Source organism: Mangrovactinospora gilvigrisea (assembly GCF_001879105.1).
GTDB lineage: Bacteria > Actinomycetota > Actinomycetes > Streptomycetales > Streptomycetaceae > Mangrovactinospora > Mangrovactinospora gilvigrisea.
Genome location: NZ_MLCF01000020.1, coordinates 13066 through 35031, shown reverse-complemented (window position 1 = coordinate 35031; position 21966 = coordinate 13066). Strand labels below are relative to the sequence as shown.

Annotated in this window: 17 protein-coding genes and 2 pseudogenes; 6 read left to right on the top strand and 13 right to left on the bottom strand. The window is 72.2% G+C overall.

Translation table 11 applies throughout. The features are described 5' to 3' along the window. Window positions 1–277, top strand: a pseudogene (locus BIV57_RS24925) (hypothetical protein); the annotation flags it as partial. A 96-nt stretch (window positions 278–373) separates the two neighbouring features. Here BIV57_RS24925 and BIV57_RS05570 read toward each other — a convergent pair. Further along, window positions 374–2971 carry a Tex family protein gene (locus BIV57_RS05570; protein WP_071655528.1) on the bottom strand — a complete coding sequence of 866 codons (2598 nt, stop codon included), beginning with the start codon at window positions 2969–2971 and terminating at the stop codon, window positions 374–376. A 278-nt stretch (window positions 2972–3249) separates the two neighbouring features. Here BIV57_RS05570 and BIV57_RS05565 point away from each other — a divergent pair, with 278 nt between their 5' ends. After that, complete coding sequence (locus BIV57_RS05565) at window positions 3250–4620, top strand: L-fuconate dehydratase (protein WP_079170039.1); 1371 nt, start codon at window positions 3250–3252, stop codon at window positions 4618–4620. Between the two features lie 230 nt (window positions 4621–4850). Next, window positions 4851–5345 (top strand): DUF3145 domain-containing protein, encoded by a 495-nt coding sequence (locus tag BIV57_RS05560; protein ID WP_071655523.1) that lies wholly within the window; start codon window positions 4851–4853, stop codon window positions 5343–5345. 58 nt (window positions 5346–5403) lie between these two features. On the opposite strand, the gene fabF is transcribed toward BIV57_RS05560, so the two are convergent. The 8 genes and pseudogenes from fabF to BIV57_RS05520 all read right to left on the bottom strand — a co-directional run bounded on the left by fabF (window position 5404) and on the right by BIV57_RS05520 (window position 13685). Further along, window positions 5404–6684, bottom strand: coding sequence for a beta-ketoacyl-ACP synthase II (fabF, locus tag BIV57_RS05555; protein WP_071655522.1), 1281 nt, complete (start codon window positions 6682–6684; stop codon window positions 5404–5406). 167 nt (window positions 6685–6851) lie between these two features. Beyond that, complete coding sequence (locus BIV57_RS05550; RefSeq protein ID WP_071655521.1) at window positions 6852–7100, bottom strand: acyl carrier protein; 249 nt, start codon at window positions 7098–7100, stop codon at window positions 6852–6854. Between the two features lie 115 nt (window positions 7101–7215). After that, window positions 7216–8241 (bottom strand): beta-ketoacyl-ACP synthase III, encoded by a 1026-nt coding sequence (locus tag BIV57_RS05545; protein ID WP_071655520.1) that lies wholly within the window; start codon window positions 8239–8241, stop codon window positions 7216–7218. A 322-nt stretch (window positions 8242–8563) separates the two neighbouring features. Further along, window positions 8564–9493 (bottom strand): annotated as a pseudogene (locus BIV57_RS05540) (ACP S-malonyltransferase); the annotation flags it as partial. A gap of 80 nt (window positions 9494–9573) precedes the next feature. After that, on the bottom strand, window positions 9574–10806 hold the full coding sequence (locus tag BIV57_RS05535) for a PucR family transcriptional regulator (protein WP_071655526.1): 1233 nt from the start codon (window positions 10804–10806) through the stop codon (window positions 9574–9576). A gap of 88 nt (window positions 10807–10894) precedes the next feature. Then, window positions 10895–11725, bottom strand: a complete 831-nt coding sequence (locus tag BIV57_RS05530; RefSeq protein ID WP_071655518.1) for a serine hydrolase domain-containing protein — start codon at window positions 11723–11725, stop codon at window positions 10895–10897. A 113-nt stretch (window positions 11726–11838) separates the two neighbouring features. After that, window positions 11839–12699 (bottom strand): helix-turn-helix transcriptional regulator, encoded by an 861-nt coding sequence (locus BIV57_RS05525; protein ID WP_071655517.1) that lies wholly within the window; start codon window positions 12697–12699, stop codon window positions 11839–11841. 53 nt (window positions 12700–12752) lie between these two features. Beyond that, window positions 12753–13685 (bottom strand): NAD(P)/FAD-dependent oxidoreductase, encoded by a 933-nt coding sequence (locus tag BIV57_RS05520; RefSeq protein WP_071655516.1) that lies wholly within the window; start codon window positions 13683–13685, stop codon window positions 12753–12755. Window positions 13686–13750: 65 nt separating this feature from the next. Here BIV57_RS05520 and BIV57_RS05515 point away from each other — a divergent pair, with 65 nt between their 5' ends. Further along, window positions 13751–14344, top strand: a complete 594-nt coding sequence (locus BIV57_RS05515) for a helix-turn-helix domain-containing protein (protein ID WP_071655515.1) — start codon at window positions 13751–13753, stop codon at window positions 14342–14344. A 26-nt stretch (window positions 14345–14370) separates the two neighbouring features. On the opposite strand, the gene BIV57_RS05510 is transcribed toward BIV57_RS05515, so the two are convergent. From BIV57_RS05510 to aceE, 4 genes are all read right to left on the bottom strand, one after another. Then, window positions 14371–15666, bottom strand: coding sequence for an ABC transporter substrate-binding protein (locus BIV57_RS05510; protein ID WP_217651695.1), 1296 nt, complete (start codon window positions 15664–15666; stop codon window positions 14371–14373). Further along, entirely contained in the window at window positions 15663–16517 is an 855-nt protein-coding gene (locus tag BIV57_RS05505; protein WP_071655514.1) for a carbohydrate ABC transporter permease, read from the bottom strand. The genes BIV57_RS05510 and BIV57_RS05505 overlap by 4 nt, the downstream gene beginning before the upstream one ends. Beyond that, entirely contained in the window at window positions 16504–17367 is an 864-nt protein-coding gene (locus BIV57_RS05500) for a carbohydrate ABC transporter permease (protein WP_217651694.1), read from the bottom strand. Before BIV57_RS05500 ends, BIV57_RS05505 begins: the two co-directional genes overlap by 14 nt. 135 nt (window positions 17368–17502) lie before the next feature. Beyond that, on the bottom strand, window positions 17503–20253 hold the full coding sequence (gene aceE / locus BIV57_RS05495; RefSeq protein WP_071655512.1) for a pyruvate dehydrogenase (acetyl-transferring), homodimeric type: 2751 nt from the start codon (window positions 20251–20253) through the stop codon (window positions 17503–17505). 420 nt (window positions 20254–20673) lie between these two features. Between aceE and BIV57_RS05490 the strand changes: the two genes are divergently transcribed. Together BIV57_RS05490 and BIV57_RS05485 are read left to right on the top strand one after the other, a co-directional pair. Further along, entirely contained in the window at window positions 20674–21114 is a 441-nt protein-coding gene (locus BIV57_RS05490; RefSeq protein ID WP_071655511.1) for a DUF3052 domain-containing protein, read from the top strand. Window positions 21115–21306: 192 nt separating this feature from the next. After that, the gene (locus BIV57_RS05485; RefSeq protein WP_071655510.1) at window positions 21307–21882 is read left to right on the top strand and encodes a TerD family protein; all 576 of its coding nucleotides are present in this window, start codon (window positions 21307–21309) and stop codon (window positions 21880–21882) included. Window positions 21883–21966 lie beyond the last annotated feature (84 nt).

The following is a 21966-nucleotide window of genomic DNA, read 5'->3' as shown; positions in this document are numbered from 1 at the left end:
GGTCGTGGCCATCGTCGTGGGCGTGCTGGTCGTCGCCGCCCTGGTGGTGTGGCGGGTCCGCAGGCACCGCAAGGAGAAGGCCGAGGAGGCGGCGGCCGAGCAGGAGGGGGACGCCGCCCCCGAGCCGCCCGCCGAGGGCGCCTCCACCACCACCCCCCACGGCGCCACCGCCGCCACCGCCGCCGACCCCGCGCCCAACGGCGCGGGCGAGGACCCGGGCCCGAAGCCCGAGGCCGGGCCGCAACCCCCGGAGGGGCGCGGGGAACGGCGCGACTGAGCGGCACGGACCCGGCGGCGGCCGACGGACGCCGAGGGGAACGCCGAGGGGCGGGCCCGGTGCCGCGGCACCGGACCCGCCCCTCGAACCATCCCGCTACTTGCGGTCGTTCCGACGGCTGTCGGACCCCTCGGAGACCTTCCCGAGGTCGTTCCCGCTGGCGAGTCCGGCCCGCCGCAGCGCATCGGCCAGCGCGCCGCTGCCGCCCCCGGAGGAGCCGCCCCGGTCGCGGTCGCGGCCACCACCCTGACGCCCGACCTTCGCCCGGTCGCCGCGGTCTCCCCGGTCGCCGCGGTCACTGCGGTTGCCGCGCTCGCCACCGCCGCCGCCACCGCGGTTCCCGCCGCGCTCGCCGCCCCGGCCGCGGTCGCCGCCGCCGCGATTGCCGCCACGCTCCCCGCGGCCCCGCTCGCCGCCGCCGCCGGCTCCGCCGCCGCGCTTCTGCCTCGGCGCGCCGGCGCCGGCCCCGGCCCCCGCCGCGGGCGCGTCCGCCGCCGGCTCCTCGCCCGGCAGCGGGTCGTCCAGACGCAGCGTCAGCGAGATCCGCTTCCGCCGGATGTCGACCTCCAGCACCTTCACCCGGACGATCTCACCCGACTTCACCACCTCGTGCGGGTCCTTGACGAAGGACTTGGACATCGCCGAGACATGGACGAGCCCGTCCTGGTGGACGCCGACGTCCACGAACGCGCCGAACGCCGCGACGTTCGTCACCGTGCCCTCGAGGATCATGCCCGGCCGCAGGTCGACCAGCGTCTCGACGCCGTCCTTGAACTCCGCCGTCTTGAACGCCGGCCGCGGGTCGCGCCCCGGCTTCTCCAGCTCCTTGAGGATGTCCGTCACCGTCGGCAGGCCGAAGGTGGCGTCCACGTAGTCCGCGGGCTTCAGCCCGCCGAGCACCTTGGCGTTGCCGATGACCTCCTTGACGTCGCCCCCGGCCGCGTCGACGATCCGCCGGACCACCGGGTACGCCTCCGGGTGCACCGCCGACGCGTCCAGCGGGTCCTCGCCGTCCGCGATCTTCAGGAAGCCCGCGCACTGCTCGAACGCCTTCGGCCCGAGCCGCGCCACCTCCTTCAGCTGCTTGCGGGAGGTGAACCGGCCGTGCTGCTCGCGGTGGAGCACGATGTTCTCGGCGAGCCCGGAGCCGATGCCCGAGACCCGGGTCAGCAGCGGCGCGGACGCGGTGTTGACGTCCACCCCCACCGCGTTGACGCAGTCCTCGACCACCGCGTCCAGCGAGCGCGACAGCTTCACCTCGGAGAGGTCGTGCTGGTACTGGCCGACGCCGATCGACTTGGGGTCGATCTTCACCAGCTCGGCGAGCGGGTCCTGCAGCCGGCGCGCGATGGAGACCGCGCCGCGCAGCGCCACGTCCAGCTCGGGCAGCTCCTGCGAGGCGTAGGCGGACGCCGAGTAGACGGACGCGCCCGCCTCGGAGACGACGACCTTCTTGGCCGTCACATCCGGGTGCAGGGCGAGCATCTCGGCCGCCAGCCGGTCCGTCTCGCGGGACGCCGTGCCGTTGCCGATGGCGATCAGCTCGACCGCGTGCTCCTTGCAGAGCCGGCCCAGCGTCTCGATCGACTTGTCCCACTGCTTCTTGGGCTCGTGGGGGTAGATCGTCTCGGTGGCGACGACCTTGCCGGTCGCGTCGCAGACGGCCACCTTGACGCCCGTCCGGATGCCCGGGTCGAGGCCCATGGTGGCGCGGGTGCCGGCCGGGGCGGCGAGCAGCAGGTCGCGCAGGTTGGCGGCGAAGACGTCCACCGCCGCGTCCTCGGCCTGCTGCTTCATCCGGGAGCGGACGTCGATCTCCAGCTTGACGATGAACCGGGTGCGCCAGGCCCACCGCACCGTCTCCACCAGCCAGCCGTCCGCGGGGCGGCCCAGGTTGGAGACGCCGACGTGCTTGGCGATGCGCCGCTCGTAGGAGCCGGGGCCGGTGGAGAGCGGGTCGCGCTGCTCGGGCTCCACCGTCAGCTCCAGCACCTCCTCCTTCTCGCCGCGCAGCAGCGCCAGGACGCGGTGCGAGGGGAGCTTGGTGAAGGGGTCGCCGAACTCGAAGTAGTCGGAGAACTTCGCCGCGTCGTCCTCGTTGCGCTTGCCCTTGCGGACCTTGGACAGCAGTCGGCCGCGCTGCCACATCTCCTCGCGGAGCTGGCCGATGAGGTCGGCGTCCTCGGCGAACCGCTCGGCGAGGATGGCGCGGGCGCCCTCCAGCGCGGCGGCGCGGTCCGGGACCGGCCCGTCGGGGTCGATGAACCCGGCCGCGGCCTGCTGGGGCACCGTCATCGGGTCGCCGATCAGCTGGTCGGCGAGCGGCTCCAGGCCGTTCTCGCGGGCGATCTGCGCCTTGGTGCGCCGCTTGGGCTTGAAGGGCAGGTAGATGTCCTCCAGGCGCGCCTTGGTGTCGGCGGCCATGATCTGGGCCTGCAGCTCGTCGGTGAGCTTGTCCTGCTCGCGGATCGAGTCGAGGACCGCGGTGCGCCGCTCGTCCAGCTCGCGCAGGTAGCGCAGCCGCTCCTCGAGGGTGCGCAGCTGCGCGTCGTCGAGCGCGCCGGTGGCCTCCTTCCGGTACCGGGCGATGAACGGCACGGTGGCGCCGCCGTCCAGCAGCTCGACCGCGGCGGCCACCTGGCCATCCCGCACGCCGAGTTCTTCGGCGATCCTTTGATCAACAGTCGTCACGATCGTGTATCCGCCTTCTGGTGAGGTACGGGCTGCATTGTGCCGCTCTGCGGCACCGCTTGTCGTCCCCGGCCCCTGGGGGAGTTGCGCTCGGCGCGTCGGACGCCCGGCGTCCGCCGCATTCACCACCACAGAGATAGGACCGCTCACGCCGTGTGTCCAGCGCGGGCCGTCCGAACCCTTGCGCGAGAGCTGCGGCGCGAGGGATTCTTCCCCCCACAATCATCGGATGTCTATGCTGGCCTCCGATGCGCCGGCAGGAGAAGAGGACCTTCGCTGACATGACAGCCACGACCAGCCACCCGCACACGGCCGACCCGGACGACGCGGCCGGTGCGGCGGCGGGCTCCGCGGGACGGATCACCGCCCTGGAAGCCCTCGACATCCGCTTCCCCACCTCCCGGGACCTCGACGGCTCCGACGCGATGAACCCCGACCCGGACTACTCCGCCGCCTACGTGGTGCTGCGCACCGACGCCGGCGACGGGCTGGAGGGCCACGGCTTCGCCTTCACCATCGGCCGCGGCAACGACGTCCAGACGGCCGCCATCAAGGCCCTGGAGCCGTTCGTGGTGGGCCTGCCGCTGGAGCGGGTCGTCGGCGACCTCGGGGGCTTCTCGCGCGGCCTGGTCTACGACTCGCAGCTGCGCTGGCTCGGCCCCGAGAAGGGCGTGATGCACATGGCCATCTCGGCCGTGGTCAACGCCGCCTGGGACCTCGCCGCCAAGCGCGCCGGGCTGCCGGTCTGGAAGCTGCTGGCGCAGCTGACGCCCGAGCAGGTCGTCGACCTCGTCGACTTCCGCTACCTCAGCGACGCGCTCACCCCCGAGGAGGCGCTGGACATCCTGCGCGCCGCCGAGCCGGGCAAGGCCGAGCGCATCGCCCGCATCGAGCGCGAGGGCTACCCCGCGTACACCACCACCCCCGGCTGGCTCGGCTACAGCGACGAGAAGCTGGAGCGGCTGTGCCGCGAGGCCGTCGCCGACGGCTACTCCATGATCAAGCTGAAGGTCGGCGGGAACGTCGAGGACGACCGCCGCCGGATGCGCATCGCCCGCACCGCTGTCGGCCCGGACATCCGCATCGGCACCGACGCCAACCAGCGCTGGGACGTCGCCCCCGCGGTGGAGTGGATGCGCGCGCTCGCCGAGTTCGACCCGTACTGGATCGAGGAGCCGACCAGCCCGGACGACGTCCTGGCGCACGCCGCCATCCGCAAGGCGATCGCCCCGATCAAGGTGGCCACCGGCGAGCATGTGCAGAACCGGGTGGTCTTCAAGCAGCTGCTGCAGGCCGGCGCGGTGGACGTGGTGCAGATCGACGCGGCGCGCGTCGGCGGCGTCAACGAGAACGTGGCGATCCTGCTGCTGGCCGCCAAGTTCGGGGTGCCGGTCTGCCCGCACGCCGGCGGCGTCGGGCTCTGCGAACTGGTCCGCCACCTCTCGATGTTCGACCTGGCGGCGGTGAGCGGCACCGAGGAGGGCAGGGCGATCGAGTACGTCGACCACCTCCACGAGCACTTCCTCGACCCGGCCGGGGTGCGCGACGGCCGCTACCTCCCGGCGGCGCTGCCCGGCTTCTCCGCCGAGATGCGCCCCGAGGCGCTGGCCCGCTTCAGCTTCCCCGACGGACCGGAGTGGCGGATGAGCTGACGCCGCGGCGGGTCCGTCCTATACGGTGCAGCGAAGGTCTCGCGACCGGGCGCGCCAACGGAGCGTCAGCTCCCTTTTGGTGACGCAACGCTGAGCGTGCTGTTACGCACGGTGCTGGTATCGACGCGCTGGATGAGGCAGAATGAGCACGTCGTGCACAAGGCTGGCCCTGGCACGGTTGCGAGGCCGCTGGGGAAGGCGCACCTCGTCCTTGTAGCCAGGAGGTCCCGGTGACGACACGTGGAGTTCTGTACGTGCACTCCGCGCCCCGCGCGCTGTGCCCGCATGTCGAGTGGGCCGTCGCGGGGGTGCTCGGCGCGCGCGTCGGCCTCGACTGGATCCGCCAGCCGGCCGCGCCCGGCACCTGGCGGGCCGAGCTGTCCTGGCAGGGCGAGCCGGGGACGGCCTCCAAGCTGGCGTCCGCGCTGCGGGGTTGGCAGCTGCTCAGGTTCGAGGTGACGGCTGAGCCGTGCGCCTCGGCGGAGGGCGAGCGCTACTCGTGCACGCCCGAGCTGGGCATCTTCCATGCGGTGATGGGGCCGCACGGCGACATCCTTGTCCCGGAGGACCGGCTGCGCGCCGCGATGGCCCGCTCCGGCCGCGGTGAGTCCGAGCTGGAGGCGGAGCTGTCCCGGCTGTTGGGCAAGCCCTGGGACGACGAGCTCGAACCGTTCCGCTACGCCGGTGAGGGCGCGCCCGTCCGCTGGCTGCACCAGGTCGTCTGAACACGCCTCGGGGCCGGGTCCCACGCCGGCGGCGTCGGACCCGGCCCCGAGGCGCGGATCATGCGGTCCGGATCGCCAGCACCACGTTGGCGCCGCCGAACCCGAACGAGTTCGACAGCGCGCCCAGCGGCCCGTCGGCCAGCTTCCGCGGCTCGTCGACCACGATGTCCAGGTCCACGTCCGCGTCCACCTCGTCGAGGTTGATCGTCGGCGGGGCCAGCCGCTCGTGGAGCGCCAGGACGGTGAAGACCGCCTCGATCGCGCCCGCCGCGCCCAGCGTGTGACCCGTCATCGACTTCGTCGCCGACACCGGGATCGCCGAGGCCCGCTCGCCCAGCACCCGGTGCAGCGCCTGCGCCTCGGCGGTGTCGCCCAGCGGCGTCGAGGTGGCGTGCGGGTTGACGTGGTCGATGTCCTCCGCCGTCATCCCGGCGTCCTCCATCGCCGCGCGCAGCGCCCGCTCCACGCCCGAACCGGTCGGGTCGGGCTGGGCGATGTGGTGGCTGTCGGCGGAGACGCCGGAGCCGGCGATCTCCGCGTAGACGCGCGCCCCGCGCCGCGCCGCGTGCTCCGCGGACTCCAGCACGAGGATGCCGGCGCCCTCGCCGAGCAGGAAGCCGTCCCGGCCCGCGTCGAAGGGGCGCGAGGCCAGCTCGGGCTCGTCGTTGCGCTTGCTGAGCGCCATCATGTTGGCGAACGCGGCGAGCGGCAGCGGGTGGATGGCCGCCTCGGTGCCGCCGCAGATCACCACGTCGGCGCGGCCGGCGCGGATGATGTCCAGGGCGTAGCCGATGGCCTCGGCGCCGGACGCGCAGGCGCTCACCGTGGTGTGCGCGGCGACCTTGGCGTTGACCTCCAACCCGACGTTGGCGGCGGGGCTGTTGGGCATCAGCATCGGGACGGTGTGCGGGGAGACCTTGCGGGGCCCGCTGTTCTTCAGGTTGTCGTACTGGCCGAGGAGCGTGGTGACGCCCCCGATGCCCGTACCGACCACCGCGGCCACCCGGGTGGGGACGGCCTCCGGCTCCGACGCGCCCTCCGGGACGCTGCCCGCGGGCCCCGTGAAGCCCGCGTCCGCCCACGCCTCGCGCGCGGCGATCAGCGCGAACTGCGCCGAGCGGTCCAGCTTGCGGGCCTGCACGCGCGGCAGCACCTCGGTCGGCTCGACCTTCGCCGGCGCACCGATCCGGACCGGCAGCTCACCGAAGAGCTCCTCCGGCAGCTTGTCCGCCCCCGACCGGCCGGCCAGCAGTGCCTCCCAGGTCGAGGAGGCATCGCCGCCCAGCGGGGTGGTGGCGCCGAGGCCGGTGACGACCACGGTCCTCGAAGTGGCGTTCACCTGATTCCTTTCACAACTCACAACGTGTCACAACGTGTACTGACGAACATGCCCAGAACGGACAGTATGCCGTCCGACCGCGACAGGCTGGACACGGTGGGACGCACGCGCCCGCCAACCGGCTCCGGTCCGGGGACCGGGGCAACCGATTGGCGGGCGCAGTGACTTCAGCCCTGGTGGGACAGGATGTACTCGACGGCGTCGCCGACGGTCTTGAGGTTCTTCACGTCGTCGTCCGGGATCTTCACGTCGAAGCGCTCCTCGGCGGCGACGACGACCTCGACCATGGACAGCGAGTCGACGTCGAGGTCGTCGATGAACGACTTGTCCAGCTGGACGTCCTCGGTGGGGACACCGGCGACCTCGTTGACGATCTCGGCCAGACCGCTGACGATCTCTTCCTTGGTGGCGGCCATGGGGCGCTCCATTCTCGTGTTCCGTGCCGGCCGGCGGAATCAGCCGATCGGCGGATGGGGGTTCCGGGTTGTGCAATTGACGGTGCGAAGGACGGGTGGTCCGCCGCGCGGACGGTCAGGGCAGGACGACCACCGCGGCCGCGTACACCAGACCCGCCCCGAAGCCGATGAGCAGCGCGGTGTCGCCGCTCTTCGCCTCCCCGGAGGCCAGCATGCGCTCGATGGCGAGCGGGATGCTGGCCGCCGACGTGTTGCCGGTCTCGGCGATGTCGCGTGCCACCGGAACCCCGGCGGGCAGCTTCAGCGCCTTGATCATCGCATCCGTGATGCGCATGTTCGCCTGGTGGGGGACGAACACGTCGAGCTGGTCGGCCGTGATGCCCGCGGCGTCCAGCGCCTGCTGGGCCACCTTGGCCATCTCCCACACCGCCCATCGGAAGACCGTCTGGCCCTCCATGGTGAGCGCGGGGTAGGTCGCCTCCTTCGACGGCCCGCCGACGCCGGCCTCGCCCTTGAAGGCGTCCCACGCCTGCGTCTGGGTGATGACGCCCGCCTGGGCGCCGTCCGAGCCCCACACCACCGGGCCGATGCCGGGCGTGTCGGACGGGCCGATCACGGCCGCGCCGGCGCCGTCCCCGAACAGGAAGGCGGTGGACCGGTCGTGGATGTCCGTCAGGTCCGACAGCCGCTCCACGCCGATGATCAGGACGTGCTCGGCGCTGCCGTTGCGCACCATGCCGTCGGCGAGGTTCAGGGCGTAGCCGAAGCCCGCGCAGGCCGCCGAGATGTCGAACGCCGCGGCCGGCGAGGCGCCGATCCGGTCCGCGATCTCGGTGGCGACCGCCGGGGTCTGCTTGAAGTGCGAGACGGTGGAGACCACCACGCAGCCGATCTGCTCCGGACGGATGCCCGCCTGCGCGATCGCCTTCCCGGCCGCCGCCACCGACATCTCGGTGACGGTCTCCTCCGGGCCGGCCCAGTGCCGGGTGGCGATGCCCGAGCGGGTGCGGATCCACTCGTCGCTGGAGTCGATGTACTGCAGCAGCTCCTCGTTGGGCACCACCCGGTGCGGGCGGTAGCCGCCCACGCCGAGGATCCTGGAGTGCTCCGCGCCGCGGCGCGGCGTGATGGCGTGCGTCACTGGGCCCTCCCAGGGGCTTCGGTACGAGGGGCGCGGACCGCGCGGGACGGGGCGGGCGTGCCCGGCGTCACGACGAGCCCTTGGGGTGCACGCGCAGCAGCGGCTGACCCGGCGTCACCTCGTCGCCGTCGGCGACAAGCCACTCCACGGCCTTGCCGCCGTGCGGGACCGTCAGCACCTCCTGCTCGTAGCGGGAGACCACGGTGGCCACCGTCGAGTCGGGGGCGAGGGTGGCGCCCTCCGAGATCGGGGCGCGCTGCACGGTGCCCTTGAAGGGAGCCACCACCAGGTGCCAGGTCGGCGACTGGTGGATGGGGTTGTCGGCGGTGCCGTGCTTCTCGATCAGCTCGCGGGCCGCGTCCAGGTCGGAGGGCTTCTTCAGCGCCACCGTCTCCACGCCGGGCAGGTTCCGCTTGATCAGGTTGGTCAGGGTGCCCGCCGGCGGGACCTCGATGACGCCGGTGACGCCCAGGTCCTTCATGGTGCGCATGCACAGGTCCCAGCGCACCGGGTTGGAGACCTGCTTGACGATCCGTCCGATCACCTGCGCCCCGTTGTGCAGGATGCGGCCGTCCTCGTTGGAGATGTAGCGGCAGCGCGGGTCGGTGACCGAGATCGCCGGGGCGAGCTCCTGCAGTCGGCCGACCGCCGGGGCCATGTGCTCGGTGTGGAAGGCGCCGGCCACCTGCAGCGGGCGGACGCGGGCCTTCTCCGGCGGGTCCGCGGCCAGCGCGGCGAGCTGCTCGAAGGTGCCGGCCGCGACGATCTGGCCGGTGCCGTTCCAGTTGGCCGGGGTGAGGCCGTGCGAGCGGATCTTCTCGGCGACCTCGTCCGCGTCGCCGCCGATCACCGCCGACATGCCGGTCTGCGTCACCGCGGCGGCCTCGGCCATCGCCAGGCCGCGCTGCCGGGTGAGCACCAGCGCCGACTCGGCGCTCATCACGCCCGCCCCGGCGGCCGCGGTGATCTCGCCGACGCTGTGGCCCGCGCACGCCGACACCAGGCGGTGGCCCTCCGAGGGGCGCGGGAAGAGCGAGAGCGCACCGAGGATGCCCGCGGCGACCAGCAGCGGCTGGGCGATGGCGGTGTCCTTGATGGTGTCCGCATCGGCCTCGGTCCCGTAGTGGACCAGGTCCAGCCCGGTCACGGCCGACCACCAGCGCATGCGGTCCATGGCGCCGGGCAGTTCGAGCCAGGGGGTCAGGAAGCCGGGCGACTGGGCGCCCTGGCCGGGAGCGACGATAACGAGCACGTCCTCAACCTTCTCGCGTCGACCGCGCTCCGCACGGGTGGGGACCCGGACGAAGATCGGTACTGGGCCTTGTGGGGTTCCTACATTGCACCGGGATGCCGACTCGCCTCGTCCAACCTGCCGTACGTCAGGGCGATCCGCAGGGTGAACGCGGAGCGCGCCTCGGTCGGTGTGTAGCCCGTGACGTCCGCCACACGTCGCAGCCGGTAGCGCACCGTATTGGGGTGGACGAACAGCAGCCGGGCGGCGCCCTCCAGGGAGGAGGCCTGCTCCAGGAAGACCGACAGCGTCTCCAGCAGCGTAGGCCCGCTGTCGCGCAGCGGGATGTAGATGTCCTCCACCAGTTGGCGGCGCGCCTCCTCGTCGCCGGCCATCGCCCGCTCCGGCAGCAGCTCCTCCGCCTGCACCGGGCGGGGCGCGTCCGGCCACGCCGAGCAGGCCCGCAGCCCGGAGGTGGCGGCGGCGGCCGAGCGGGCCGCGCCCAGCAGGTCCGGGACGCTCGGGCCGACCACCACCGAGCCCGGCGCGAACTGGCCGATCAGCGCGCGGGCGGCGGCGGACGGCGACAGGTCGCGGCTGTCGGCGGACGCGGACGTCCCGGAGGCGTCCCCGCCGCCGACGATGACCACCAGCCGCGGGCCCATCACGCCGGTGAGCACCTGCAGCCGGGCGTGCCGGGCGGCCCGCCGGATGGAGTCGACCACCAGCGAGGAGTCCCCGCCGGGGGCGGTGCCCACCACCACGAAGACATGCGCCGGGTTCTGCCAGCCGAGCGCCGCGGCACGGGACAGCACGCCCTCGTCGGCCTCCCCGGAAAGCAGCGAGTTGACGACCAGCGCCTCCAGCCGGGCGTCCCAGGCGCCGCGCGCCTCGGCGGCCCGCGCGTACACCTGGGCGGTGGCGAAGGCGATCTCCCGGGCGTAGACCAGCACCGCCTCGCGCAGCGCCTGCTCGTCGCCGGGCGCGGCCACCTCCTCGATGGCCTCCTCCACCACCTCGATGGTGGTGCGGACGATCTCCACCGTCTGACGCAGCGTCACCGCCCGGGTCAGCTCGCGGGGGGCGGTGCCGAAGACGTCGGTGGAGATCGCCGAGTCCCGACGGCCCTGCCGGGACTGGCGGAACCAGTCGGTGAAGGCGGCGATGCCGGCCTGGGCGACCAGGCCGATCCAGGACCGGTTCTCCGCGGACATCGCCCGGTACCAGGGCAGCCGCTCGTCCATCCGCGCGATGGCCGCCGAGGCGAGGCGGCCGGCGGCCTTCTCCAGGCGGCGCAGCGTCTCGGCGTGGCCGCTGCTCTCCGGCGGGCCCACCGGGCGCGCCGACTCGGCGGCCGCGGAGCCGCTCCTGCCGGCCGCGGGCTTGGCGGGGCTCTTCGAGGGCTTGGTCTCCGACACGGTGTCAGCCCGCCTGACCGAGCTCGGCGAGGACGGCGTCGGTCAGCGGCGGCCAGAGCTCGCGCGCCCAGGCGTCGAAGTCGCGGTCGGTGAGCACGACCAGCGCGGCGGGCCCGCCCGCTGCGTCCGGGTCGACCCACAGGAACGTTCCGGACTGCCCGAAGTGCCCGAAGGTGCGCGGCGAGGAGTGCGCGCCCGTCCAGTGCGGGGACTTGTGGTCGCGGATCTCGAAGCCCAGCCCCCAGTCGTTGGGGCGCTGGTGGCCCAGCCCCGGCAGGACGCCGCTGAGCCCGGGGAAGGCGACCCGGAGCGTGGCGTCCTCGACGGTGGCGGGGTCCAGCAGGCGCGGCCGCAGCAGCTCGGCGGCGAACCGGGACAGATCGGCGGCGGTCGAGACCCCGCCGGAGCCGGCCGGGCCGGCGAGCGCGGAGTCGCCCATGCCGAGCGGTTCGAGGACGGCCTGCGCGAGGTACTCGGGGAAGGCGATGTCCGTCGCCTTCTGCACGGCCTCGGCGAGCACCTCGAAGCCGGTGTTGGAGTACAGCCGGCGGGTGCCGGGCGCGGCCGTCGCCCGGTCCTCGTTGAAGGCCAGCCCGGAGGTGTGGGCGAGCAGGTGGCGCACGGTCGAGCCGGGCGGCCCCGCGGGGGTGCCGTACTCCAGGGCGCCCTCCTCCACGGCCGTGTGGACGGCGTACGCGGTGAGGAGCTTGGTGACGGACGCCAGCGGGAAGCGCCGGTCCTGGGGGCCTTGCGTGGCGACGACGCCGTCCGCGGTGACGACGGCCGCGGCGGCCGAGCCGACCGGCCACCCGCCGAGCTGCTGTAGTGCCTTCATAGCTCCTGACTCTACGGCCGTCGCCGCGCGGCGTTCGCCGCCCCGTCCCCGCGGAGCGGGGAGCGGGTGGGGCGCCGGGGCGGAGGGGCGGCGAACAGCGACCACCACACCGCCTAGGCCGTCACACCGGCGGCGAGTTCGCGCAGCGCCTCGGCCGTCTCCGACCCCGGCACCGCGCTGTAGGTGACGATCCGCATCTCGGAGTCCGCCTCCGGCAGCCGCAGCGTCTCGTACCGCAGCTCCAGCAGCTGCCCCGTCGAGGGCAGCCGCACCCGCTTCACGCCGTGCGTCTTCTCCTCGACCACCTGCGACTCCCACAGCCGCCGGAACTCCGTGCTGCGCTCCCGCAGTTCCCCCACCACCTGGCACAGCCGACGCCCCTCCGGATTCCGCCCGGACTCGGCGCGCAGCACCGCCACCTCCAGCCGCCGCAGCTCCGCCAGATCGGGATGGCGCAGCTCCGCGTCCGCCCCGTCCAGGAAGAGCCGCTTCGCCGAGTTGCGGTCCTCCGGCGGCGACGCCACCAGCTCCGGCCACAGCAGCCCGCCCAGCCGGTTCCAGGCCAGCACGTCCAGCGCCCGCCCGTAGAGCAGCGCAGGCACCGTCTCCATGGAGTCCAGCAGCGCCTGCACGCCCGGCCGCACCACCAGCGGCGGCTCCGGCGGGGCGTCGGGCGCGCAGCCGCGGCCGGTCGCGGCCCAGTGCGAGGCGTTGCGCAGGTACGCGTGCTCGTCCGCGGTCATCCGCAGGCCGCGGGCCACCGCGCGCAGCACGTCGTCCGAGACGTTGCCGCCGCGGCCCTGCTCGATGCGGGTGTAGTAGTCGACGCTGATGCCGGAGACCGCCGCCGCCTCCTCGCGGCGCAGCCCGCGCACGCGCCGACGCGCCGCGCCGCCGGTCAGCCCGAGCTGAGCGGGTTCGACGGCGGCACGACGTGCCTTGAGGAACTCACTGATGCGTGGTTCTGCGCCCATGAGGACCCATTATCCGCCACCCGCGGGCGGGATCGGGCCGGAAGCGGGGGACGTCACCCCCGGGCGTCGGCCATGACCAGGTCGGCGTTGATGCGGGCGGCGGCCGTCGCCGCGGCGGCCGCGGCCGCGCCGACCTGCGCGGAGAGGTCGACGGCGTTGCCGGCCGCCCACACGCCGGGGACGGAGGTCGCGCCCGAGGGGTCGGCGAGGAGGTGGGTGCCCATCCCGGAAGGGTGCTCGACGGGCTCCAGCCCCAGCCCCGCCAGGAAGTCCACCCGGGCCTCCATCCGCGTCGCCACCGCCACGGCCTCCCTCGCGACCACGGTGCCGTCCGCGAGCCGCAGGCCCGTCAGCCGGTCGTCGCGCACCTCGACCCCGGCCACCTCGCCGGGGACGGTCTTGACGCCCGCGCCGGCCAGCAGCCGGGCGTCCTCGCCCTCGGGCGCGGGGCGGTCGTGGGTGAAGAGCGCCACATCGTCCGACAACTGGCTGAAGAGCAGCGCCTGGTGGACGCTCATCGGGCCGGTCGCCAGCACGCCGATGGCGCGGTCGCGCACCTCCCAGCCGTGGCAGTACGGGCAGTGCAGCACCTCGCGGCCCCAGCGCTCGCGCAGCCCGGGGACCGGCGGGAGCACATCGGTGAGGCCGGTGGCCACCAGCACCCGACGGGCCCGCACGGTGCGCCCGCCGGCGAGCTCGGCCGCGAAGCCGTCGCCGTCCCGGCGCACCGCGGCGACCCGGCCGCCGACGATCCGGCCGCCGTAGCCGGCCACCTCGGCCCGTCCGCGCCGCAGCAGTTCGGCGGGCGGGGTGCCGTCCAGCGCGAGCAGCCCGTGGACGCCCTCCGCCGGGGCGTTGCGCGGCTCGCCGCCGTCCACCACCAGCACCGACCGGCGGGAGCGGCCCAGCATCAGCGCGCCGCTGAGGCCCGCGGCCCCGCCGCCGATGACGAGTACGTCGTACCTGTTCCTGAAGTGTTCGCTCATGCCGCCACGGTGCCGGGCCGCTGCCGCTCCGGCAAGGAGCATTGCCGTTATGGCAAGCTGGGGGCATGGCGGACGAGAAGGACCTGGAGAAGGCGCTGGACGGCGTCGGCGCGCGGCTGCGCGCGCTGCGCACCGAGCGGGCGCGGACGCTGGCGGAGGTGTCGGCGGAGACGGGGATCTCGCCGAGCACGCTCTCCCGGCTGGAGTCCGGCGACCGGCGGCCCGTGCTGGAGCTGCTGCTGCCGCTGGCCCGGACGTACGGCGTCACGCTGGACGAGCTGGTGGACGCGCCGCCCACCGGGGATCCGCGGATCCATCTGCGGCCCTTCACCCGGCACGGGATGACGGTGCTGCCGCTGACCCGCCGGGCCGGCGGGGTGCAGGCCTACAAGATGGTGCTGCCGCCGGGGGACGGGCGGCGCGAGCCGACGCCGCAGACGCACGAGGGCTACGAGTGGGTGTACGTCCTCAACGGGCGGCTGCGGATGGTGCTGGGGGAGCGGGACATGGTGCTGGAGCCGGGCGAGGCGGCGGAGTTCGACACCCGGCTCCCGCACTGGTTCGGCGGCGCGGACGAGCACCCCGTCGAGTTCCTCAGCCTCTTCGGCGCCCAGGGCGAACGCGCGCACCTGCGGGCCCGCCCGGCGCGGAACGGCTGACCGCCGCGGCGAGGTCGTGCCCGCGGCTACCCGCCGGCGATCGCTTTGTTGCCGGCCGTCTGCGCCTGCTGCAACCCCTTCGCCACCGGCGTCCTGCCGAGGAAGACCTGCTGCAGGATCGGGTCCATCGCGGTGGCCCCCGCCTGCACCTTCGGCCCCAGCGGCGCGGGGAACGTCGTGCCGTCCGCGGCGGCGACGAACGGGGAGACGTCCTGCCCCTGCTTCTTCCAGTAGCCGACGAACGCCGCCTGGTCCGCCTTCACCCCCGGGAACGCGTACCCGCCCGAGGCGATCGCCTGCTGCCCCTGCGCCGAGCCCAGCCAGCGCATCACCTTCAGCGTCGCCGCCTTGTGCGGCGTCTTCGCCGAGGCCAGCGCCGACACCCCGTGGATGACGCCGACCCGCCCGGCGGGCCCCTTCAGCATCGGCGCGATGCCCCAGGAGAACTTGGCGCCCTGACGGATGTTCTGCAGGTTGTACGGCCCGGACTGGAAGAGCGCGATCTTGCCCTGGGTGAACAGCTGCAGCGTCTTGTTGCCGTTGGTGTTGGTGTCGGCCGCCGGCGGCGACACCTTCTCCTTGTTGATCAGGTTCACCACGTACTGGATGGCCTGCTCGGTCTTGGGGTCGGCGTCGGCGAACCTGTCGCCCTTCTGCCACACCCCGCCGTTGGAGCCGGCGAAGTCCCAGTAGATCGCCTGGCCGTCGTAGGAGGCGTTGAAGCCGTACTGCGCACCGGCGCCGCTGCCCTTGGTGAGCTTCTTCGCCGCCGCGAGGAAGGTGTCGTTCTTGCCCGTCGGGTCCCAGGTGAGGTCGGCCGGGTTGACGCCCGCCTTCTTCACCAGGTCCTTGTTGTAGTAGAGCGCGATGGAGTCCCACAGCTGCGGCACGCCCCACACCGTGCCGTTGCGGGTGTAGAGGTCGGTGACCGACTTCTGCCAGCCCGACTGCTCGTCCTTCAGCGGGGTGCCGACGTCCAGCAGCTGGTGGTTGTCGGCGTAGATGCCGAAGTTGGAGGTGTTGGTCCAGAAGATGTCCGGCGGGTTGCCGCCGCCCACGTCCGAGGTGAGCTTGGTGAAGTAGTTGGCCCACGGGACGACCTGGACGTCCACATGGATCTTCGGGTTCGCCTTCTGGAACTGCGCGAAGGACTGCCGGTAGGCCTTGGCCACCTGGTCGTCCCAGAGCCGGAAGGTCACCGTGGTGGTGCCCTTCGCCGAGTTGGACGACGAGCCGCCCGACGACGGCGAGCAGGCCGCGGCCCCCGCGGACAGCAGGAGCGCCCCGGCGAGGGCCATGGACTTGCGTCTGGAGATTCTCAACTCTTCATTCCTGTCAGGGAGATGGAGCGGACGACATGGCGCTGGAAGAGCAGGAAGAGCAGCACCAGGGGTGCCATCGCCACGGTGGTGGCCGCCGTGACGAGCGTCCAGTTGCCGTTGTACTGGCCCTGGAGGTTGGCGGTGGCCACGGTCAGCACCTGCCAGGTCGGCCCGGTGGTGATGATCAGCGGCCAGAGGAAGTTGTTCCAGTGGGTGACGATGGTGATGATCGTCAGCGTGGCGAGGATGGGACGGCTCATCGGCACCACCACGTGCCACAGCACCCGCGGCGTCCCGGCGCCGTCCACCCGCGCCGCGTCGATCAACTCGCCGGGGATGCCCCGGAAGTACTCGCGCAGCAGGAAGATCGCGTACGGCGAGCCGAAGACCGTCGGCAGCACCAGCCCCCAGAAGGTGTTCCGCAGCCCGGCCTGCGCCATCATCGTGTACAGCGGGACGAGGGTGACGATCTGCGGCACCATCAGCGTCGACAGGTACACCCAGAACAGCGCGTCCCGGCCCGGGAAGCGCAGCCGGGCGAAGGCGTAGGCGGCGAGCACCGAGCAGAGCAGCTGGCCGACCAGGATGACGGCCACCATCTGCACCGTCACCACCAGCGGGGTGACGAAGCCGTACTCGCCGGAGAAGAGGCCGCTGTAGTTGGAGAGCGTGAAGGGCGAGGGGAAGGCCAGCGGGCTGGTCTGCGAGCCGAACTGACGGGGCGTCTTCATCGAGGTCAGCAGCGACAGCAGGTACGGCCCGACGGTGACCACCGCCCCGGCGGCCAGCACCAGATAGGTCGCGGCGTTCCCCGCGATGCGCCTGCCCGCCACCCGCTTAACCGAGTTCATAGGTGATCCTCCGCCGGAACCAGAGCTGCTGAGCGACCGTCACCATGACGAGGACCACCAGCAGCGCCACCGCCAGCGCGGCGGCGCGGCCCAGCCGGAAGTCGACGAACGCCTCCTGGTAGATGTGCGAGGCGATCACGTCGGTGTGCCCGGCCGGCCCTCCGCTGGTCATCGCGTACACGGTGTCGAAGACCTGGAAGCTGGAGATGATGCCGGTCACCAGGATGAAGAAGGTGGTGGGCCGCAGCAGCGGCAGCGTGATGTGCCAGAAGGTCCGGACGGCGGACGCCCCGTCGATCCGCGCCGCCTCGTACAGGTGCCCGGGGACGGCGCTCAGCCCGGCGAGGAAGAACAGCGAGACGTAGCCGACCTGCGACCACACCGACACCGCGGCGACCGACGGCAGGGCCAGGTTCTCGCTGGAGAGCCAGGTGATGCGGTGCCCGATGATCGCGTTGAGGACGCCGTCCGTCGGGTCGAACATCCACTTCCAGACGACGCCGAGGGCGAGCGGCGCGCAGATCCACGGCACGATGTAGAGCGCGCGGAAGAACGCCGAGCCCGGCAGCCGCCGGTTCAGCAGCAGCGCCACGCCGAGCCCGAGCACGGTCTGGACGGGGATCACCATCGCGGTGAAGAGCGCGGTCACGGCGAAGGAGTTGCCGACGGCCGGATCGCTGAGGATGTCCCGGTAGTTGCGCAGCCCGACGAAGGTGGACGGCGAGACCAGGTCCCACTGCCGCAGCGAGAGCCAGAGCACGACGAAGACCGGCAGCACCAGGAAGAGCCCGATGCCCACCAGACTGGGCGTCAACAGCGTGTAGGCGACCGCGGTTTCGCGTCTTCGCACCCGGAGACTGATCACGGACCCAGACACTAGTCCGGAAGCAAACGCCCCGGCACCCCACTTCCGACCCGTGGAACGGGCCGGGCGGGGTGCCGGGGCGAAGGGGCGGCGATCAGTGCGCCGCGCGAACCCGCGGCGCTACGCGTCGCCGCCGGCGGAGCCCGGGTGCGCCGCCGCGACGTCGAGCAGCTCGTAGCGGTCCAGCGCCTCCTTCGGCGCCGAGCGGTCGACCTTGCCCTCCCGCGCCAGCTCGGTCAGCACGCCCAGCACGATCGACTGCGCGTCGACGTGGAAGAAGCGCCGCGCCGCGCCGCGGGTGTCGGCGAAGCCGAAGCCGTCGGTGCCCAGCGACTGCCAGGTGCCCGGCACCCAGCGCGCGATCTGGTCCGGCACGGCCCGCATCCAGTCGGAGACGCCCACGATCGGGCCCTCCGCGCCGGTGAGCTTGCGCGTCACGTACGGCACGCGCTGCTCCTCGTCCGGGTGGAGCAGGTTGAACTCCTCGGACTCCACCGCCTCGCGGCGCAGCTCGTTCCAGGACGTCGCCGACCACACGTCGGCCTTGACGTTCCACTCCTCGGCGAGGATCTTCTGCGCCTCGATCGCCCAGGGCAGCGCCACGCCGGAGGCGAGGATCTGCGCCGGGATGGCGCCGGCCTCGCCCGCCTTGTACTTGTAGAGGCCCTTGACGATGCCCTCGGCGTCCACGTCCTCCGGCTCGGCCGGCTGGTGGATGGGCTCGTTGTAGAGCGTCAGGTAGTAGAAGACGTCCTCGCCGGCCGGGTGCTCCGCGGTGGAGCCGTACATCCGCTCCATGCCGCTCTTGACGATGTGGGCGATCTCGAAGCCGAACGCCGGGTCGTAGGAGACGGCCGCCGGGTTGGTCGAGGACAGCAGCTGCGAGTGGCCGTCGGCGTGCTGGGTGCCCTCACCGGTGAGCGTGGTGCGGCCGGCGGTGGCGCCGAGCACGAAGCCCTTGCCCATCTGGTCGCCGAACTGCCAGAACTGGTCGCCGGTGCGCTGGAAGCCGAACATCGAGTAGAAGATGTAGACCGGCACCATCGGCTCGCCGTGCGTCGCGTAGGACGTGCCGGCGGCGATCATGTTGGCGGTGCAGCCGGCCTCGGTGATGCCGTCGTGCATCATCTGGCCGGACTTCGACTCCTTGTACGCCAGCAGCAGGTCGCGGTCGACCGACTCGTACGTCTGGCCCTGCGGCGAGTAGATCTTCGCCGACGGGAAGAGGGAGTCCATGCCGAAGGTGCGGTACTCGTCCGGGGCGATCGGCACGAAGCGCTTGCCCCAGTTCTTGTCCCGCATCAGGTCCTTGAGCACCCGGACGAACGCCATGGTGGTGGCGATCTGCTGGTTGCCGGAACCCTTCTTCATCGCCGAGTAGGTCTTCTCCTCCGGCAGCGGGAGGGTCACCGGCTTGACGGTGCGCGTCGGGACGAAGCCGTCGAGCCCCTTCCGGCGGTCCGTCATGTACTGGATCTCCTCCGAGTCCGGGCCCGGGTTGTAGTACGGCGGCAGGCCGTCCTCCAGCTCGCGGTCCGGGATGGGGAGGTGCAGGCGGTCGCGGAAGCGCTTGAGGTCCTCGACCGTCAGCTTCTTCATCTGGTGGGTGGCGTTGCGGCCCTCGAAGTTGGGGCCCAGCGTCCAGCCCTTGACGGTCTGCGCCAGGATGACGGTCGGCTGGCCGGTGTGCTCCACCGCGGCCTTGTAGGCGGCGTAGATCTTGCGGTGGTCGTGGCCGCCGCGGCCCAGGTGCAGCACCTGGTCGTCGCTGAGGCCCTCGACCATGTTGCGCAGCCGCTGGTCGTCGCCGAAGAAGTGGTCGCGGATGTACGCGCCGGTCTCGGTGGCGTAGGTCTGGAACTGGCCGTCCGGGGTCTTGTTGAGCTTGTCGACCAGGACGCCGTCGACGTCCCTGGCCAGCAGCGGGTCCCAGGAGCGGTCCCAGACCAGCTTGATGACGTTCCAGCCGGCGCCGCGGAAGTACGACTCCAGCTCCTGGACGATCTTGCCGTTGCCGCGCACCGGGCCGTCGAGCCGCTGCAGGTTGCAGTTGACGACGAAGGTGAGGTTGTCGAGGTTCTCGCGGGCCGCCAGGGACAGCTGGCCCAGCGACTCCGGCTCGTCCATCTCGCCGTCGCCGAGGAAGGCCCACACGTGCGACTTCGAGGTGTCCTTGATGCCCCGGTCGTGCAGGTACTTGTTGAACCGGGCCTGGTAGATCGCGGAGAGCGGGCCGAGGCCCATCGAGACGGTCGGGAACTCCCAGAAGTCCGGCATCATCCGCGGGTGCGGGTAGCTGGAGAGGCCGTCGGGGAACTTCGACTTCTCCTGGCGGAACCCGTCCAGCTGGTTCTCGGTGAGGCGGCCGAGGAGGTAGGCGCGGGCGTAGATGCCCGGGGAGGCGTGGCCCTGGAAGTAGACCTGGTCGCCCGAGAAGTCCTCGCCCTCCTTGCCCCGGAAGAAGTAGTTGAAGCCCACGTCGTACAGGCTCGCGGAGGAGGCGAAGGTGGCGATGTGGCCGCCGACGCCGATGCCGGGGCGCTGCGCCCGGGAGACCATCACCGCGGCGTTCCAGCGGGTCGCCGCCAGGATGCGCCGCTCGATGTCCTCGTTGCCGGGGAAGAACGGCTCACGCTCGGTCGGGATGGTGTTGATGTAGTCCGTGCTGAGCAGACCGGGTACGCCTACCTGCTTCTCCCGGGCACGTTCCAGCATGCGGAGCATCAGGTAGCGGGCGCGCTCGCGCCCGCGCTCGCTGACGACGGCGTCCAGGGACTCCAGCCATTCGCCGGTCTCCTCGGTGTCGATGTCCGGGAGCTGGCTGGGAAGGCCGTCACTGATGATCGAGAAGCGCTCTCGTCCGGAAGCCACGCTGCATCCTTCTCTGTTACTCGGTCCGAAGACTCGATAGGGGTCTGTCTCTCGCGCCGCCCCCATCGTGTCTCCCGGGCAGGGGAGGTGCCATGCCCGGGGGCGGATAAGGGGTAGGTCCGCCCCGTCACAGGCCCGGTGCGCCCCGCTCGCGATGGGTGTCGCGCCGGTGCCCGCCGAACCGCCTACCGAACCACTTTACGACGCGCTCAGGCGCGATAGCGACAACAGGAGCACAACATAGATACAACACCCGGCGGGGTCTATGGAACCCCCATGGCCTGGGCCGGACGGCGGATCGGTCCGCCCATTGGGAGGGATTGACGGGTGGGTACTTGCGCGATTCGTCCGACACGTGTGGACTACGCCCACAGACGGCTTCGCAGCAGAGCGGGGCCGCTTTCTCCAGGAGGTCGATCCGTGAGCGCGACCGCGGACCACGCGGAGCAGCCCAGCCTTGCCGAACGGCTGGGCTTTCAGTCCGGACAGGTGGTCCAGGAGCTCGGCTACGACGACGACGCCGATCAGGAGCTCCGCGAAGGCATCGAGGAGCTGACCGGGAACGAGCTCGTCGACGAGGACTACGACGATGTCGTGGACTCCGTCGTGCTCTGGTTCCGGGACGACGACGGCGACCTGACCGATGCGCTGGTCGACGCCGGAGAGTCGCTCGACGACGACGGCGGGAACATCTGGCTGTTCACCCCGAAGACGGGCCGGGACGGCTACATCGAGCCGAGCGACATCGGTGAGGCGGCCAAGACGGCCGGCCTTGCGCAGACCAAGACGTTCAACGCCGGCAAGGACTGGTCGGGCTGCCGACTGGCGGCGCCGAAGAAGGCGCAGGCCGGCAAGCGGTAACGGCGTACCCACGAAGGCGAGGAAGGATCCGCTCCCGAGCGGGAACCCGGCACTAGGATCAGCAGTTGACCTGGAGTCGGGACTTTCGCGTATCCGAACGCGGATCCCATCGCCGGGTCCCTCCGCCGGCGCGGCGGAGGCACCCGGCGGCGCACGACCACGTACGTCGAAAATCTGAAATCGGGAGGACCAGTGGGTGTCAGCCTCAGCAAGGGCGGCAACGTCAGCTTGAGCAAGGAGGCGCCGGGGCTGACCGCGGTCAGCGTCGGTCTGGGTTGGGACGCGCGTTCGACCACGGGCGCGGACTTCGACCTGGACGCGAGCGCCCTGATGACGGATGCCGCCGGCAAGGTGATCTCCGACCAGCATTTCGTCTTCTTCAACAACCTCAAGAGCCCCGACGGCTCGGTGGAGCACACCGGGGACAACCTGACGGGTGAGGGCGAGGGCGACGACGAGGTGATCAATGTCAACCTCGCCGCGGTCCCGCAGGACGTGGCCAAGATCGTCTTTCCGGTCTCGATCTACGAGGCGGAGGCCCGGCAGCAGAACTTCGGCCAGGTCCGCAACGCCTACATCCGCGTCCTGAACCAGGCCGGCGGCGCCGAGGTGGCCCGCTACGACCTGTCCGAGGACGCCTCCACCGAGACCGCGATGGTCTTCGGCGAGCTGTACCGGAACGGCGCCGAGTGGAAGTTCCGCGCCATCGGTCAGGGCTACGCCTCCGGCCTGCGCGGCATCGCGCAGGACTTCGGCGTCAACGTCTGAGCAGCGTCCGGGACAGCGTCCCGATCGAGTATCACGGGGGTGCGGGGCCGGCAGGACACCGTGCGGCGATCCTTCCGGCCCCTC

Coding starts and splice junctions, on each gene's coding strand:
- BIV57_RS05520 (WP_071655516.1), bottom strand. CDS start 13,685: ATGAGCGAACACTTCAGGAACAGGTACGACGTACTCGTCATCGGCGGC.
- BIV57_RS05525 (WP_071655517.1), bottom strand. CDS start 12,699: ATGGGCGCAGAACCACGCATCAGTGAGTTCCTCAAGGCACGTCGTGCC.
- BIV57_RS05530 (WP_071655518.1), bottom strand. CDS start 11,725: ATGAAGGCACTACAGCAGCTCGGCGGGTGGCCGGTCGGCTCGGCCGCC.
- BIV57_RS05550 (WP_071655521.1), bottom strand. CDS start 7,100: ATGGCCGCCACCAAGGAAGAGATCGTCAGCGGTCTGGCCGAGATCGTC.
- BIV57_RS05515 (WP_071655515.1), top strand. CDS start 13,751: ATGGCGGACGAGAAGGACCTGGAGAAGGCGCTGGACGGCGTCGGCGCG.
- BIV57_RS05565 (WP_079170039.1), top strand. CDS start 3,250: ATGACAGCCACGACCAGCCACCCGCACACGGCCGACCCGGACGACGCG.
- BIV57_RS05505 (WP_071655514.1), bottom strand. CDS start 16,517: ATGAACTCGGTTAAGCGGGTGGCGGGCAGGCGCATCGCGGGGAACGCC.